At 42.4% G+C, this 15,762-nt stretch carries 16 protein-coding genes and 1 rRNA gene; 6 read left to right on the forward strand and 11 right to left on the reverse strand.

Going from position 1 to position 15,762, the window contains the following annotated elements:
* Window positions 1–186: 186 nt before the first annotated feature.
* The 3 genes from pepA to A7985_RS16620 all read left to right on the forward strand — a co-directional run bounded on the left by pepA (window position 187) and on the right by A7985_RS16620 (window position 5,185).
* Complete coding sequence (gene pepA, locus A7985_RS16610) at window positions 187–1,698, forward strand: leucyl aminopeptidase (protein WP_065791533.1); 1,512 nt, start codon at window positions 187–189, stop codon at window positions 1,696–1,698.
* A 170-nt stretch (window positions 1,699–1,868) separates the two neighbouring features.
* Window positions 1,869–2,315, forward strand: a complete 447-nt coding sequence (locus tag A7985_RS16615; RefSeq protein WP_065791534.1) for a DNA polymerase III subunit chi — start codon at window positions 1,869–1,871, stop codon at window positions 2,313–2,315.
* Window positions 2,316–2,338: 23 nt separating this feature from the next.
* Complete coding sequence (locus A7985_RS16620) at window positions 2,339–5,185, forward strand: valine--tRNA ligase (protein ID WP_065791535.1); 2,847 nt, start codon at window positions 2,339–2,341, stop codon at window positions 5,183–5,185.
* Window positions 5,186–5,476: 291 nt separating this feature from the next.
* Here A7985_RS16620 and rpoS read toward each other — a convergent pair whose 3' ends face one another.
* From rpoS to A7985_RS16670, 10 genes are all read right to left on the reverse strand, one after another.
* The gene (rpoS, locus tag A7985_RS16625; protein ID WP_065791536.1) at window positions 5,477–6,463 is read right to left on the reverse strand and encodes an RNA polymerase sigma factor RpoS; all 987 of its coding nucleotides are present in this window, start codon (window positions 6,461–6,463) and stop codon (window positions 5,477–5,479) included.
* A gap of 52 nt (window positions 6,464–6,515) precedes the next feature.
* Window positions 6,516–7,364, reverse strand: a complete 849-nt coding sequence (locus tag A7985_RS16630) for a peptidoglycan DD-metalloendopeptidase family protein (protein WP_081310607.1) — start codon at window positions 7,362–7,364, stop codon at window positions 6,516–6,518.
* An 80-nt stretch (window positions 7,365–7,444) separates the two neighbouring features.
* Window positions 7,445–8,083, reverse strand: a complete 639-nt coding sequence (locus A7985_RS16635; protein ID WP_065791537.1) for a protein-L-isoaspartate(D-aspartate) O-methyltransferase — start codon at window positions 8,081–8,083, stop codon at window positions 7,445–7,447.
* Between the two features lie 5 nt (window positions 8,084–8,088).
* Window positions 8,089–8,838: a 5'/3'-nucleotidase SurE gene (surE, locus tag A7985_RS16640; RefSeq protein WP_065791538.1), complete on the reverse strand. Its 750-nt coding sequence runs from the start codon at window positions 8,836–8,838 to the stop codon at window positions 8,089–8,091.
* Entirely contained in the window at window positions 8,835–9,872 is a 1,038-nt protein-coding gene (gene truD / locus A7985_RS16645) for a tRNA pseudouridine(13) synthase TruD (protein ID WP_065791574.1), read from the reverse strand. The genes surE and truD overlap by 4 nt, the downstream gene beginning before the upstream one ends.
* A 16-nt stretch (window positions 9,873–9,888) precedes the next feature.
* Window positions 9,889–10,365, reverse strand: coding sequence for a 2-C-methyl-D-erythritol 2,4-cyclodiphosphate synthase (gene ispF, locus A7985_RS16650; protein ID WP_065791539.1), 477 nt, complete (start codon window positions 10,363–10,365; stop codon window positions 9,889–9,891).
* Window position 10,366: 1 nt separating this feature from the next.
* A complete protein-coding gene (ispD, locus tag A7985_RS16655; protein WP_065791540.1) occupies window positions 10,367–11,062 on the reverse strand; it encodes a 2-C-methyl-D-erythritol 4-phosphate cytidylyltransferase in 696 nt (231 codons plus the stop codon).
* Entirely contained in the window at window positions 11,055–11,339 is a 285-nt protein-coding gene (gene ftsB, locus A7985_RS16660) for a cell division protein FtsB (protein WP_065791541.1), read from the reverse strand. The genes ispD and ftsB overlap by 8 nt, the downstream gene beginning before the upstream one ends.
* A gap of 53 nt (window positions 11,340–11,392) precedes the next feature.
* Window positions 11,393–12,022: a hypothetical protein gene (locus A7985_RS16665; RefSeq protein ID WP_065791542.1), complete on the reverse strand. Its 630-nt coding sequence runs from the start codon at window positions 12,020–12,022 to the stop codon at window positions 11,393–11,395.
* A gap of 82 nt (window positions 12,023–12,104) precedes the next feature.
* A complete protein-coding gene (locus A7985_RS16670) occupies window positions 12,105–12,587 on the reverse strand; it encodes a DUF2947 family protein (RefSeq protein ID WP_065791543.1) in 483 nt (160 codons plus the stop codon).
* Window positions 12,588–12,674: 87 nt separating this feature from the next.
* Between A7985_RS16670 and A7985_RS16675 the strand changes: the two genes are divergently transcribed.
* From A7985_RS16675 to A7985_RS16685, 3 genes are all read left to right on the forward strand, one after another.
* Entirely contained in the window at window positions 12,675–12,896 is a 222-nt protein-coding gene (locus tag A7985_RS16675) for a DUF1653 domain-containing protein (RefSeq protein WP_065791544.1), read from the forward strand.
* 64 nt (window positions 12,897–12,960) lie between these two features.
* Window positions 12,961–13,794, forward strand: a complete 834-nt coding sequence (locus A7985_RS16680; RefSeq protein WP_065791545.1) for an AAA family ATPase — start codon at window positions 12,961–12,963, stop codon at window positions 13,792–13,794.
* Window positions 13,794–14,978, forward strand: coding sequence for a vWA domain-containing protein (locus A7985_RS16685; protein WP_065791546.1), 1,185 nt, complete (start codon window positions 13,794–13,796; stop codon window positions 14,976–14,978). Before A7985_RS16680 ends, A7985_RS16685 begins: the two co-directional genes overlap by 1 nt.
* Window positions 14,979–15,484: 506 nt before the next feature.
* Here the strand turns inward: A7985_RS16685 and rrf are convergent.
* A 5S ribosomal RNA gene (rrf, locus tag A7985_RS16690) occupies window positions 15,485–15,599 on the reverse strand.
* Window positions 15,600–15,762: the final 163 nt, after the last annotated feature.

Below are 15,762 nucleotides of genomic sequence, written 5' to 3' on the forward strand. Positions count from 1 at the left end.
CTATAAAACGTCTCATTTCACTGGAATAGTAGGAAATTTTGAGTAAACTGGTTATTTTAGTCACTTTATTATATGCCATCAAAATCAAATATCCTACTAGTGCGAGTGCACTAAAGTAACTTAGTTAACTTGATGTAATTTGGCATTTAAAGTTGAAAATGGCATAACTTAGACTCAGGAGTCGCAATGGAATTCAGCGTTAAAAGTGGTAGTCCAGAAAAGCAACGCAGTGCGTGTATTGTTGTTGGGGTGTATGAGCCACGTCGTTTATCGCCGGTTGGTGAGCAGCTGGATAAAATCAGCGAAGGCTATATTTCCAATTTATTACGTCGTGGTGACCTAGAAGGTAAACCGGGACAAGTTTTATTACTTCACCATGTTCCCAACGTGCTAAGTGAGCGAGTGTTGCTTGTTGGCTGTGGTAAAGAGCGCGAGCTCGATGACAAGCAGTACAAACAAATCATTTCGAAAACAATCAATACGCTCAATGAAACGGGCTCAATGGAAGCGGTATGTTTTCTAACAGAGCAACATGTAAAAGGTCGAGATACTTACTGGAAAGTACGTCAAGCAGTCGAAACAACACAAGATTGCTTGTATACATTCAACCAGTTAAAGAGCAAGAAAAGTGAAGCAAGGCGTCCTCTGCGTAAAATCGTCTTCAATGTCCCTACTCGTAGAGAGTTAACCATAGGCGAAAGTGCTATTGAGCATGGTTTGGCAATCGCTGCAGGCGCAAAATTGTGTAAAGACGTCGCAAATATGCCGCCAAATATATGCAATCCCCGTTACTTAGGTGAGCAAGCAGAAGCTTTAACCAAAGAGTTTGACAATGTCACCGTCAACTTAGTCGGTGAGAAAGAAATGGAAGAGCTAGGCATGCATTCTTACCTCGCGGTCGGTCGAGGCAGCGAAAACGAGTCTGTCATGTCGGTTATCCACTACAATGGTGCTTCCGACAAGCAAGCGCCGATTGTGTTCGTGGGTAAAGGTTTAACCTTTGATTCAGGTGGTATTTCATTAAAGCCAGGTGAAGGCATGGATGAAATGAAATACGATATGGGTGGCGCTGCAGGTGTGCTTGGGTTAATGCGAGCCGTTGTACAAATGCAATTACCACTTAACGTGATTGGCGTCCTTGCGGGCTGTGAAAACATGCCAAGTAGCCGCGCATACAGACCGGGTGACATTTTAACTACCATGTCTGGCCAAACGGTAGAAGTATTAAACACAGATGCTGAAGGCCGCTTAGTGCTTTGTGACGCACTAACGTATGTAGAGGCGTTTGAACCAGACACTGTAGTCGATGTTGCTACGCTTACTGGTGCCTGTATTGTTGCATTAGGGCATCACGCTTCTGGATTATTATCTAATCACAATCCCCTTGCCCATGACTTATTAAAAGCGTCTGAGCAAAGTGGCGACAGAGCATGGCAATTACCTCTATGGGATGACTACCAAGAGCAATTGAAAAGCCCGTTTGCTGATTTTACCAATTTAGGTGGTAAAGCTGCAGGCACTATTACTGCCGCATGTTTCTTGTCAAAATTCACTAAGAAATACAACTGGGCGCACATTGATGTAGCCGGAACAGCTTGGCGAAGCGGCGCCAATAAAGGCGCTACTGGTAGGCCTGTACCGATGTTAATGCAATATTTACTTAATCGAGCAAACATCACCGAAGGTATGCAAGATTAGTAAAAGCGCACATAATTGAGCTCAAGAACTAATTAACTTGACTCAGTCGCGACTCTAGATTGATGATAGCCGTATTCTGTGTCAGAATGCGGCTTTATTTTGAACGCTGAATTCAGGCAAAGCAAAACGTGCAAAGCTGATAATTCAGGACTGAATATAAGTCACATGCCATGTCAATCAATGCACGCTTTTTTGTGTTAAAGCATGACCGTGAGCCCAATCAACAAGTCCCGGCTCATTTTGATCTTGCAGCACGCAGTGCTGCTAAACTATACCGTGCTGGGCAACGTGTGTTTATTTATGTAAACAGCGTAGAAGATGCCCACGCCGTTGACGAATATTTGTGGCAGTTCGATGCTGAAAGTTTCGTACCGCACAATTTGCAAGGTGAGGGCCCCAAAGGTGGTGCACCTGTAGAAATTGGGCAAATGCCACCCGTTGGAAGGCGCACGACACTAATCAACCTCGCCACACATATCCCGGATTTTGTCCGACGATTTGAGCAGGTTTACGACTTTGTTCCTGTGGAGTCGCATGCCAAGCAGGCTGCACGAGAAAGGTTCAAACAACTTCGCGCTATAGGCGCTAATATTTCAACAAAAGAAATTGATAATTAAAGTATTTTTAAAGGTTCTGTGTAATGGATAAAACCTATAATCCACAAGATATTGAACAGTCACTATATCAAGACTGGGAAGAGAATGGCTACTTTAAGCCTTCTGGACAAGGCGATGCATACTCAATCATGATCCCGCCACCAAACGTCACAGGTAGCCTGCACATGGGCCACGCGTTCCAAGATACTATCATGGATACGCTAACACGCTACCAGCGTATGAAAGGTAAAAATACTTTATGGCAGGTCGGTACTGACCACGCAGGTATTGCAACGCAGATGGTTGTAGAGCGCAAGCTAGCTGCTGAGGAAGGTAAAACTAGGCATGACTTGGGCCGTGAAGAATTCATCGACAGAATTTGGCAATGGAAAAACGAGTCAGGCGGCACGATCACGAAGCAACTTCGTCGTTTAGGTGCATCTGTAGATTGGGATCGCGAACGCTTCACAATGGACGAAGGTTTATCTGAAGCTGTTAAAGAAGTCTTTGTCCGTCTTTACAAAGAAGATTTAATTTATCGTGGTAAGCGACTTGTTAACTGGGATCCTAAGCTTCATACAGCCATCTCTGACCTTGAAGTAGAAAACAAAGACAAACAAGGCCATATGTGGAACTTGCGTTACCCTCTTGCCGATGGCGTAAAAACCAAAGATGGTAAAGACTACATCATCGTAGCGACAACACGTCCAGAAACGATGCTAGGTGATACAGGTGTTGCTGTTAACCCTGATGACGAACGCTATCAAGACCTGATCGGTAAAGAGATTTTACTGCCTATCGTTAATCGTCGTATTCCAATTGTTGCTGATGAACATGCAGACATGGAAAAAGGCACTGGCTGTGTAAAGATCACACCAGCCCATGACTTTAATGATAACGAAGTAGGTAAGCGCCACCAGCTACCTATGATCAACGTCTTTAACAAAGACGCAGCGGTATTAGCACAAGGTGAAAGCTATACTTTTGACGGTAAAGAGCTTACGCTTGATGCACCAATTCCTGAGCGCTTCCACGGTTTAGATCGCTTCGATGCACGTAAACTGATCATTGAAGAATTTGAACAAGCTGGCCTTTTAGAAAAAATTGACGACCACAGCCTAACCGTGCCTTATGGTGACCGTTCAGGAGTTGTCATTGAACCGCTTTTAACAGACCAATGGTATGTACGAGTAGCACCGCTTGCAGAACCTGCAATCAAGGCTGTTGAAGAAGGTGATATTCAATTTGTACCAAAGCAATACGAAAACATGTACTTCTCTTGGATGCGTGATATTCAAGATTGGTGTATCTCTCGTCAGCTGTGGTGGGGACACCGTATTCCTGCTTGGTATGATGCTGAAGGCAATGTGTATGTTGGTCGCGACGAAGCTGAAGTGCGCAAAGACAATAACCTAAGTGACGATGTTGCACTAACACAAGATGATGATGTACTAGATACTTGGTTCTCATCTGCATTGTGGACCTTCTCAACACAAGGTTGGCCAGAAAACACGGAAGACTTAAAAGTATTCCACCCGTCTGATGTACTAGTTACGGGCTTTGACATTATCTTCTTCTGGGTTGCTCGCATGATCATGATGACCATGCACTTCGTTAAAAACGACGATGGCACACCACAAGTACCGTTTAAAACTGTCTATGTGACTGGTCTTATCCGTGATGAAAACGGTGATAAGATGTCAAAGTCTAAAGGTAACGTACTCGATCCACTTGATATGATCGACGGTATTGATTTAGAAAGCCTTGTGACTAAGCGCACCGGTAACATGATGCAACCTCAATTAGCAAAGAAAATTGAGAAAAACACCCGCAAAACCTTTGCGGATGGCATTGAAGCCCACGGTACGGATGCATTGCGTTTTACACTCGCTGCAATGGCTTCTACAGGTCGTGATATCAATTGGGATATGAACAGACTTGAAGGCTACCGTAACTTCTGTAACAAGCTTTGGAATGCTAGCCGTTACGTGCTAATGAACACGGAAGAGCAAGATTGTGGGTTCAATGATGCACCAAAACAGTACTCATTGGCAGACCGCTGGATCTTGGGCCAGTTCCAAAACACCGTAAATACCTTTACTGAGCATTTGGACAACTACCGCTTTGACCTTGCGGCAAATACAATTTACGAATTCACTTGGAATCAGTTCTGTGACTGGTACTTAGAATTAACTAAACCGGTTCTATTCAAAGGTGATGAAGCACAACAACGTGGCACACGTCATACACTGATCACTGTCTTAGAAGGCCTGCTGCGCCTGATGCACCCATTAATGCCCTATATCACAGAGACTATCTGGAAGCGTGTAGCACCACTGGCAGGCATCGAAGCAACGACAATTATGTTACAGGCATTCCCGCAGTTTGATGCATCCATTGTCGATGAACAAGCGATGGCTGATCTTGAATGGGTTAAGCAGTTCATTTTAGCTATACGTAACATTCGTGGTGAAATGGACATCAGTCCAAACAAACCTCTGAGTGTATTACTGGCGAATGTAAGCGAACAAGATCAACGTAGGCTAGATGACAATAAAGCGTTCTTGAGCTCGTTGGCTAAATTGGAAGCGTTTACTGTTCTAACAAGTAAAGACGACGCGCCAGCTTCAGCAACTGCCTTTATTGGTGATCTGGAGATTATGATCCCGATGGCAGGTCTTATCGATGTAGACGCAGAGCTTGCCCGTATTGCAAAACAGTTAGAAAAAGCCGAAAAAGGCCTAGCACAGGTCGAGAAGAAGTTAGCCAATGAAAAGTTTGTTAACAACGCGCCTGCTGCGGTATTAGAAAAAGAGAAAGATAAACTCGCTGAATTCAGTGATGCGAAAGCTAAGCTACTTGAGCAAAAAGCGAAGATCGAATCTCTATAATCTGATTCAAATTGATAGTTTAAGCCACTGTTATATACAGTGGCTTTTTTATATCTTAGTCACACCCAACATACCTAGATACGCATTATCTCGCTCCACCTAGTCGAAAATTACGACAGCTAAAGAGTATGTTTAGACAAAGCACACCCTGTAAATTTTTAGAGTGAATAAGTTAACAGTCAGAATTGAAAAGTAAGAAGTGAATCAACTTTTTCCCTAGATAAAATGCACGTACATCTAGGGAAAAAGTGCTACCTATGCTCAATAAGGCATTGGTGTGACGAGTAAGGGTTAAAGCTGTTCAAATAAACTATCTGTGCTTAAACCTTCATGCTGTAAAATATCTTTGAGACGACGCAGCGCTTCAACTTGAATTTGTCTTACCCGCTCACGAGTTAAGCCAATTTCTCGGCCCACATCCTCCAATGTTGAAGGCTCATAACCAAGTAAACCAAATCTACGTGCTAATACTTCTCGTTGTTTGGGGTTAAGCTCACCTAACCAATCAACTATGTGGCGATTAATATCTTTATTTTGTACTTCACTCTCAGGTTCATAGCCTCTTTCATCAGCAATGATATCAAGAAGTGCTTTATCGTTGTCTCCGCCTATTGGCGTGTCAACAGAGGTGATTTTTTCGTTAAGGCGAAGCATCTTGCTCACGTCTTCGACTGGTTTGTCGAGGCACTCAGCAATTTCTTCCGCTGTAGGTTCGTGATCCAGCTTTTGCGTCAATTCTCTCGCTGTTCTGAGATATACGTTCAGCTCTTTCACTACATGAATAGGTAGACGAATGGTTCTTGTCTGGTTCATTATTGCTCTCTCGATGGTTTGTCTAATCCACCAAGTCGCATAAGTCGAGAACCGAAAGCCACGTTCAGGGTCAAATTTTTCGACTGCTCTGATTAACCCTAAATTACCTTCTTCAATGAGATCAAGCAGTGCAAGTCCCCGATTGTTGTAACGTCGTGCGATTTTAACAACCAAACGCAAGTTACTTTCAATCATCCTCTTGCGAGACGCTTCACACCCTTTCAGGGCTTTACGCGCAAAATAAACTTCTTCTTCAGCACTGAGTAACGGAGAGAAACCAATCTCGCCAAGATACAATTGGGTTGCGTCTAAATTTTTAACCGTATCATCCTTCGCAAAAAGCTCTTCTTCATTGTCTATATCTTCAAGAAGCTCTTCACTAGGACCATCTTCAGAGTCAACCCCGCTAAATTTATCGTCTAATTCCGGGTTCACTTTACTTTTCTGTTTTGCTGTTTGAGCCATAAGCATCCTCCCAAGCGAATAAGTGATAGTGTTCCATCAATACGTCGATACGCTATTTTCTGGGCAGATACCTCATAGGGTCTACTGACTTACCTCGATATCTTACTTCAAAACGCAAAGCAACCGAGCTTGAATCCGAATTCCCCATTTCGGCAATCTTCTGCCCCACTTTAACCTGCTGCTGCTCTCTTACTAGCAATTTGGAATTGTGGGCATATGCGCTTAGATAATCATCTGTGTGTTTCAGAATGATTAAATTGCCATAGCCTCTTAATGCACTCCCTGCATAAACAACAATGCCGTTTGCCGCAGCTTTTATCGATGTCCCTGTTTTGTTAGTGATCTGTATTCCCTTGTAGCCATTTTCTTTTATAGAAAAGCGTCTTGTAACTTTACCTACTGCGGGCCAATTCCAACGTACCTTTTTATTCAACAAAGTACTGGTGTCATTGGTTTTTTTACTGGCTTGTTTTTGAACATACTCTCGTTGCGGGGGGGGATCAAGCTCTTTTTTCGATAGCTTGTTATTTAAAGGTTTATTATTTGTATTGTTTTTGATTTTTTGCGGTGAAATTTTCACCGTTTTATTGGCTTTTTTGGGATAGGTTAGTAATATAGTCTGACCCGGATAAATCGTATAGGGAGGCTTAATATTATTGATTTTAGCGACTGTGCGAACATCCTTACTTGCACTGAATGCAATGGCAAATAAAGTGTCACCTTTTCTGACCTTATAACGATTATTTTTAATATGAATTTTTTTTGACGAAGTTGTCTTACCTTTGCTTAAGTTGACAACGGGTGCAGGTGTATGAACTGAGGTACAAGCACTCAATGTCAGACAGCATAGGCCAGCTATTAAGAAGTTTTTCTGTCTCACCTTTACACCACCCAAATCCATAGTCGAGTCTTTAATCAGCCATACAATAAACTAAGAAATGCCAAATTTATCAGCGTTAAAGATATTTTTCTTCATTTATTTTAGGATATCGGGCCAGCAACCAAAGGAACAAACCGAACTGGAGCAAGTGCCTGCTGAGTGATTTTACCTTGGTGGTTTGTAAAGAGTGTCAATACCTGCTCATCAACACCTAATGGGATCACCATTGCGCCGCCTTCTGCTAGCTGAGCCAATAACTGCTCAGGCACAACTGACGCCGCTGCTGTTACGATAATTCCATCAAAAGGGGCTTTAGATTGCCAACCTAACCAGCCATCACCATGCTTCATGGAAACATTGTATAAATCCAATTGATGCAATCGTCGTTTGGCCTGCCACTGCAATGTTTTTATTCGCTCAATACTAAACACATTCTCAAATAATTTAGCTAATACTGCCGTTTGGTAACCCGACCCTGTGCCAACCTCTAGTACATTTCGTGTGATCCCTAGCTGACGCAGCACTTCCGTCATTCTAGCGACAATGTAAGGCTGGGATATAGTCTGCCCCTGACCTATTGGCAATGCTGTATTTTCATAGGACTTATGTTGCAAAATGTCATCTACAAACAAATGTCGTGGTATTTCAGAGATACTTTGTAAAACGGCAGAGTCCTGTATTCCCGCGGCTTTTAAATTAGCTGCAAGCTTATCGGCACTACGTTGGTAATTACTGAGCAATTGAGCTACTCCTGAGCAGTAAGCCAAGTGGCTAAACTATCAATGCTGTCGTGCGCTGTCATGTCTACTGTAAGCGGTGTGATCGATGCATAACCTTGGTTAACAGCATAAAAATCCGTGCCTTCTCCTGCATCACTTTCTGATCCCAAAGAGCCATACCAATATATATCTCTGTTCCAAGGATCTCGTTGCTTAGTCATCGTATCTGCTTTATGACGTGAGCCCAACCTCGTTACTTTAATGCCCTTTAACTCGTCTAGTGGAATATCTGGCACATTTACATTGATGATTTGGTCTTTTGGTAGGGGGTGACTGCCTAACGCCTTGATAATCTTAACTGTGATAGCCGCCGCGGTTTCGTAATGCGCTTCCTTTTTAGAACAAAGCGATACTGCTATGGCAGGTAATCCAAGATGACGACCTTCAGTGGCTGCAGCGACGGTACCTGAATATAGAGTATCATCACCCAAATTAGCGCCATTGTTAATGCCTGCCACAACTAAATCCGGTGCACTGTCCATGAGCTGATTGACACCTAAGTGCACACAATCCGTCGGAGTCCCATTAACTGACACAAAACCATTATCCAATGTCGTTGTGCGTAGCGGATTTAGTAACGTCAGAGAATTACTCGCACCGCTACAATTTCTATCAGGTGCAACGACCGTTACGTTGGCCAGCTCACTCAAAGCTTTGTACAAAACCTCTATGCCTTTCGCGTTTACACCATCGTCATTGCTCAATAAGATTTTCACTCTTCCAAGTCTCCAGGGTTTTGTTTTTCTTTTTTACTTACATCTTTGTGCATGATGAGCTCTCTGAGTACGGCAGTCGCATAACACCCTTTAGGCAGCTCAAAAGTAAGCTTGATAGCCCTATCCGGCATCGACTCTAACTTTAATTCCTTTGGGATAACTCTCAAGCTACGGCGCTCATTCTTTAATCCTAAATCAGCCAAACCTTGATGCCAGTTGGTATATTCAAGGAGCCACTCACGCTCTACCGATGTTAAGCCCTTTTCACCTTTGCCAACGAGTGGCGCTGACAACAATATATCCTCTTTATTCAAACGCTCGACAATATCATCATTTAAATCATCTTCAAAAAATGCATTACTGCCTGCAAGCATGAACACTTCTCTATGCCAAGTTTTAGCCAAACCATGCTCTTTTACACGCCGCGACACTATTTGGTTAAAAATAAACGAGCGCGCCGCTGAAATTACGATGCCTCGTAGTTTTTTATCTCGAATGTATTCTCCACCAAACAGGCGCTCCGCCATCTCCAAGTTATGACCATCGTGTCCAAACCGCTGCTCTGCAAAGTAATTGGGTACACCTTGTCTGACAGCATTGATACGGGACAAAACATCCAGAGGCTCGGTTACATTACGTAATGTAATAATAAATCGATTGCCTCGGTGACACCCAGTCCTCAATTTCCTATTGTGTCGCACTTGTTTTATTACGACAATCGAGTCTGAGTTTAGTTTAGAAAAATCTACTTCGGTTTTTATCGCTACAGGCACGCTAAACCATTGAGTACACACGCCGTGGCGATCTTTAAGACCCGCATAACTTACATCACGCGGAGCAACACCTGCCATTTGTGCAATTTTCTTGGCAACATACGTCGTATTTTCGCCGCGTTTAATCACCTGCAAACACACATGCTCACCTTCCCCGGTAAACTCAATATCCAATACTTCTTCAACCACGAAATCCTCAGGAGTGTGTTTAAAGTCTCCTTCTGAAAGAGGTTTACCGTATAAGTAATTTAATGAAGAAATTGCATCAATCACGATTTTATACCTTAAATAGTAGTACAACTGCGTGGCTAGAGATCCCCTCTTTGCGCCCTTCAAACCCTAGCTTTTCTGTCGTTGTCGCTTTGACATTAACTTGGTTCATTTCAACTTCACAATCTTTGGCTAAATTTGCGCGCATGGCGTCTATGTGTGGTCTCATTTTTGGCGCTTGTGCAACTATCGTGACATCTAAGTTACCGACACGATAGCCCATTTCCTTTACTTGATTCATTACTCGTCGTAACAATATACGACTGTCAATATTTTCAAATTCATTGTCAGTATCGGGGAAGTGCTTGCCAATATCACCAAGTGCTAAGGCCCCTAATAAGGCGTCACATAAAGCATGTACAGCCACGTCTCCGTCAGAATGCGCAATAAACCCATGCTGGTAGTCTATCTTTTCTCCACAAATTACCAGTGGCCCTTGACCACCAAACTTATGTACATCAAACCCATGACCAATTCTAAACATATTAACTACTCTTTTTTTGCTGGCTCATTAAAAAGCATGCTAAAGCATGATCTTCTGGCGTGGTAATTTTTATATTATCGGAGCGCCCCTCAACCAACCTAACAGGTTTACCTTGAAGCTCCATCGCTGACGCCTCATCTGTTATGGTTGCACCTTTACTTAAGCCGACACTTAAAGCGCTTAACAGTTCCTCGTAAAGAAACATTTGAGGTGTTAATGCTTGCCAAAGCATTTCTCTTGGCACGGTTTCCTCACTGTGTGAAGCACCTCTTTTTATCGTATCTTTGACTTTACTCGCCAAGATACCACCCTCACCTGAGGCTAGACATTGAGTGATAAGTTCTTCTATATCACTGATATCAACCATAGGCCTTGCCGCGTCGTGCACTAAGACCCATTTAGGTGGATTATCAGACATCGATTTCAATGCATTTAGTACAGAGTCAGCACGCTCTTTACCACCGTTGACTCGAGATAACGCAATGTGTCTTAAATCGAGATCAGAAAAATATTCATCTGTTTCACTAATAGCCACAAAAATATGCTCAATATGACTTACGTTCGAGAGTTTATCGAGCGTGTGTTCCAGTACCGTTTTGCCATTTATATTTATATATTGCTTAGGATGGTTTAGCCCCATTCTGGCACCGACGCCTGCGGCAGGGACGACAGCGGCAATTGAAATTGATTTATTCATGTTGTTTCTTTGGTAATACTCGAATGAATGTTTCGTTAGGCTTGATCATGCCGAGCTCATGTCGGGCTCTTTCTTCAACGCCTTCTAAACCTAATTTAAGATCTTCGATATCAGCCTTTAACAGCCTATTTCTTTTGAGCAATTCTGCATTCATTTCTTGGTGAGAACTAACCGTTTCAGTTATTCGTCGATAATCTTGCAAGCCATTGTGGCCAAACCAAAGCTTGTATTGGATGTAGACACACAGGCAAAACAGCGCAAGTTGGAATAAACGCATAATTCAATATCCTAGTATATGAACTGTGTAGTCATGTCGCCAAAGTGCGAATACTAACCTGACACTATTTTCTTTTTAGTTACATTAGGCCAGTTGATGCTGCTTGCCAATAGCATCTCTCTGAGCCCAAGTAATCTTGGTGATGCTATTTTATGATAATGCCATCGGTGACCACAACAGGCAGCGGTCATTAATGCTTTATTCGGCTTTAATAGCTTTGCTTGTTCAGACTCTTGACTCAAGCCGGATATGTCAAACCAGCCAAATTCATTGCAATGAATCTTGTTTGGCTTAACTTGATCAATCATATCAATGTAGATGCCAGTTTCATGCTGATGTTCAAACACAATAGGCACCACCAAACCAACAATTGCGCTTTTTTGATAATATTTACTCACCGCGGCGAGGTCCTGCGAAGGCTTTTTCCTTTGGGGTGAAATCCAACATCCGTTGTGGCTGTCTAATTCAAGTGGCACAGCGCCTAATACTATATGTGTTGCAGCGCGTTCAACATAGTAGGGTAAGCTTTTTAGAAAGCGTTTTAATCTAACTGGATCGGGCTCATTTACCAAGTTGGTAATTTCTCTGGTGTAAAATACGTTAACAAGCTCGGCAAAAATAAGCCTAGAGACTTCGTCTTGCCAGATCGTCGTTTGCTGCCTGCTCGAATGGTATTTTTCCAAAGCTCCTCCTTAGTGAGGATTTTATAACATGGCATCACAACTAAATACAGCCAATCTGACAAATTAACAACGCTTATATGTATTAACTTCCTTTCGGTCGCTGACCTAATTTGGCCTCACCCGACTCTAAAAATTGTACCGCTGCATCACGCTTCTTGCCTAATAACAAACTACCATCGACAAGGAACATGAAATTTTGCCAGCAACGTTTAAATACACCAAACTGTGTTTCAAGAACGTGTTCACGAGAAAGGCAAAAGTACACGGTGGTATTGTCTTCCCACTTTAGATAATCAGATATCTCTTCCGGCAAGTTTTCAACCCCTTCTTCCCAGGCTTGCTCCCAATCAACGACCTCTTCCCAGTTATCTTCTTTACCAGCCCAGTCATTTGGCGTAAAAAAATCAGGATGGTCTTGCTCTCTGCTCACCATCGTACTCCAAAGTACCGCCGCGCGCTGAGCCGTCATAGGCTTAATTTGGTCCAAATCAGACTCTTGAATTGGTAAATCTTTATGTCTAAAAACCCATGCTTTCTTGAAATCGCTAAGCGCAATATAATTCATATGCTAAAACCTTATCTCATAAACAAACGTGCTTATTAGCTCGTTTTCAATTATTTCAATTATACCCAGTCACATGAGGACTCAACAATGCCTAGCGAACTTAAAAAAGGGATATACCGTCACTACAAGGGAAAAGAATACAAAGTACTGTTTGTAGCAACTCACAGCGAGAGTCAAGAAACGCTTGTAATATACCAAACTCTTTATGGCAATTACGATCATTGGGCAAGACCACTGAGCATGTTTGTGGAAGAAGTAGAAGTCAACGGCATAGCACAGCCTAGATTTCAGTTTTTACGGTCGGAATGATATTTGATAGTGAAATCAAAAATATGGCAAACTGAGTCTATGATCTCATCAGACCACAATAAAAATGTTCAAAGGTACAGACAATTATATAGCAACGACCGCTTTGCAACAGGCGGTCAATGCCGCCATCGTTCTTGAAAAACCATTACTCATTAAAGGAGAGCCTGGTACAGGAAAAACTCTTTTAGCGGAAGAGTTAGCGCAAAGCTTAAATACTGAACTAATTCAATGGCACATTAAATCAACAACCAAAGCGCAGCAGGGTCTATATGAATATGACGCGGTATCTCGACTTAGAGATAGCCAGCTGGGGGATAAGCGTGTTCATGATGTTAATAACTACATAATAAAAGGCAAGTTATGGCAAGCATTCTCTGCAAGTAAACGCCCGGTATTACTTATTGACGAAATAGATAAAGCCGATATAGAGTTTCCAAATGATTTGCTACTTGAACTCGATAAAATGGAGTTTCATGTATATGAAACACAGCAGCAGATCAAAGCCGATGTAAGACCTATTGTTATCATTACTTCGAACAATGAAAAAGAGTTACCTGATGCATTTTTGCGCAGATGCTTTTTTCATTATATCGATTTTCCTTCCCCAGAAGAGATGAAAGCAATTGTAGACGTTCATTTTCCAAGTATAAAATCAAAGTTGCTTACCCAAGCGCTAGAAGTCTTCTTTAATTTAAGAGAGACTCGCGGCCTCAAGAAGAAGCCTAGCACCAGCGAATTATTAGATTGGCTAAAACTATTACTCGCAGAAGACATCGATGCCAAAACCTTACATGATAAAGCTCATCAAGGTGGGTTAATGCCGCTGTTCGGTGCATTATTAAAAAATGAGCAAGATGTTACTCTAATAGAGAAACTCGCTTTTATGAGTAAAAGATAATGCTTATTGAGTTTCTGTTTACTCTAAGACGACACGGTATTCAAGCAAGTCTAAGAGAGTTGCTGGATTGCTTAGCTGCGCTAGAACAAGGCCTCTGTTTTGGCAGTCTTGATGATTTTTATACATTGAGCAGAGTCATCTTTGTCAAAGATGAAACTTTGTTTGATAAGTTCGATCGGGCGTTTGCAGACTACTTTCAAGGCGTAGAGCAAATCGATCTTGCCCATGCACTAGAAAAACAAACCTTGCCATCTGATTGGCTAAGAAAAGAGTTTGAGAAACACCTTAGCGAAGAAGAAAAAGCTAAACTCAAAGCGTTAGGCGGCCTCGAAAAATTAATGGAAACACTGAAAAGCCGCCTCGAAGAGCAGCAAAAAAGACATGCTGGGGGTAACAAGTGGGTTGGCACTGGAGGTACTTCGCCTTTTGGTGCCTATGGCTTCAATCCTGAAGGCGTTAGAATAGGACAACATGAAAGTCGCCACCGAAAAGCAGTGAAGGTATGGGATAAAAGGCAATATAAAAACCTTGATAAAGATGCCGATCTCAGCAGTCGAAATATGAAACTGGCTATCAAACAACTGAGAAAATTTGCGCGTAGCCATGAAAGTGATGAGCTTGATCTCAACAATACAATAGAAGCAACCGCGAAACAGGGTGGTTTATTAGACGTAAAAATGGCACCTCAAAGGCATAATGCAATCAGTGTGCTTATGTTGTTTGATATCGGGGGGTCCATGGATGACCATATTCAAATATGCGAGCAACTTTTCAGCGCCGCCCATTCGGAGTTTAAACATCTAGAGTTTTACTACTTCCACAACTGTGTCTATGAACATGTTTGGAAAGACAACGAACGTTTGAACGACTCCCTACTCGATACTTATCAACTCATCAATAAGTTTGGCAAAGACTATCGGCTGATATTTGTCGGTGACGCAACAATGGGGCCATACGAGATTTCTTATCCAGGAGGCAGTGTAGAACACTGGAACCAAGAGCCGGGGAGTGTTTGGCTGCAACGCCTTACCGATCACTTCGACAAAGTTGCTTGGCTAAACCCGCAACCCAAAGAGTATTGGCATTATTACCAATCAATAGAGCAAATTGATAGATTAATGGAAAAACGGATGTATCCACTCACACTCGAAGGCATTGCTCAAGCAGTTAAAGCGCTTACGTAGTTGTTTATGCGCTCAATAAGCAATTACTTCTCTTCATTAACTGGACTCTCTCAGTTGGCTTTAATCAACCTAGACTAAAGTTAGATCGCTAATGGTCAAGACCGATTCAATCACGGGAAAGTAGCAAGGTTTGCTTTCCTAGCCCCTCTGACTAATGCTAATACCTAATGACAATACACGCGGCTTAATACAAAGGGTTAAAGATAGTTATAGTGTAAAAGGTTAGCGGCAGTGAGCGAAGCGAATTCGCTCTTTTTACGCAAGTATGGTGCAAAGGGTTAACGATAATGAGCGCAGCGAATACGTTTGCTTTGCGCAAGGTGAAATAAGACATTTTAACAAGCGGTGAGGGAGTCATGACCAATTATGAATGACTTAAAATAATGTCGAGAGAGTCCATCTCAACGCCAGTGAAAGCTGCTCTCTTCACCTTGCGCTAAAGCACGATTTAGCACCATAAACGCAAAAAACCCGCTGCATTTCTGCAACGGGTTTCTCTAATTGGGCCCTGGCAATGTCCTACTTTCACATGGGAAACCCCACACTATCATCGGCGCTATTTCGTTTCACTACTGAGTTCGGCATGGGATCAGGTGGTTCCAAAATGCTATGTTCACCAGGAAATTCTGTATGCAAGATGTTTATCAACATCTTACTAAAATCTGGAAGCGTAATTAAATTCTTATCGTCTACTTTTATTCTTAACTTCTAACAAATAAAACCACTTTGGCGTTGTATGGTTAAGCCTCACGGGTAATTAGTACGAGTTAGCTCAATGCCTCAC

This window comes from Pseudoalteromonas luteoviolacea (assembly GCF_001696455.1).
Taxonomy (GTDB): Bacteria; Pseudomonadota; Gammaproteobacteria; order Enterobacterales; family Alteromonadaceae; genus Pseudoalteromonas; species Pseudoalteromonas luteoviolacea_C.

Bases quoted from the DNA above. Each gene is read 5' to 3' on its own strand.
- pepA (WP_065791533.1), top strand. From the start codon at position 187: ATGGAATTCAGCGTTAAAAGTGGTAGTCCAGAAAAGCAACGCAGTGCG.
- A7985_RS16615 (WP_065791534.1), top strand. From the start codon at position 1,869: ATGTCAATCAATGCACGCTTTTTTGTGTTAAAGCATGACCGTGAGCCC.
- A7985_RS16620 (WP_065791535.1), top strand. From the start codon at position 2,339: ATGGATAAAACCTATAATCCACAAGATATTGAACAGTCACTATATCAA.
- rpoS (WP_065791536.1), bottom strand. From the start codon at position 6,463: ATGGCTCAAACAGCAAAACAGAAAAGTAAAGTGAACCCGGAATTAGAC.
- A7985_RS16630 (WP_081310607.1), bottom strand. From the start codon at position 7,364: ATGGATTTGGGTGGTGTAAAGGTGAGACAGAAAAACTTCTTAATAGCT.
- ispF (WP_065791539.1), bottom strand. From the start codon at position 10,365: ATGTTTAGAATTGGTCATGGGTTTGATGTACATAAGTTTGGTGGTCAA.
- ispD (WP_065791540.1), bottom strand. From the start codon at position 11,062: ATGAATAAATCAATTTCAATTGCCGCTGTCGTCCCTGCCGCAGGCGTC.
- ftsB (WP_065791541.1), bottom strand. From the start codon at position 11,339: ATGCGTTTATTCCAACTTGCGCTGTTTTGCCTGTGTGTCTACATCCAA.
- A7985_RS16670 (WP_065791543.1), bottom strand. From the start codon at position 12,587: ATGAATTATATTGCGCTTAGCGATTTCAAGAAAGCATGGGTTTTTAGA.
- A7985_RS16675 (WP_065791544.1), top strand. From the start codon at position 12,675: ATGCCTAGCGAACTTAAAAAAGGGATATACCGTCACTACAAGGGAAAA.
- A7985_RS16680 (WP_065791545.1), top strand. From the start codon at position 12,961: ATGTTCAAAGGTACAGACAATTATATAGCAACGACCGCTTTGCAACAG.
- A7985_RS16685 (WP_065791546.1), top strand. From the start codon at position 13,794: ATGCTTATTGAGTTTCTGTTTACTCTAAGACGACACGGTATTCAAGCA.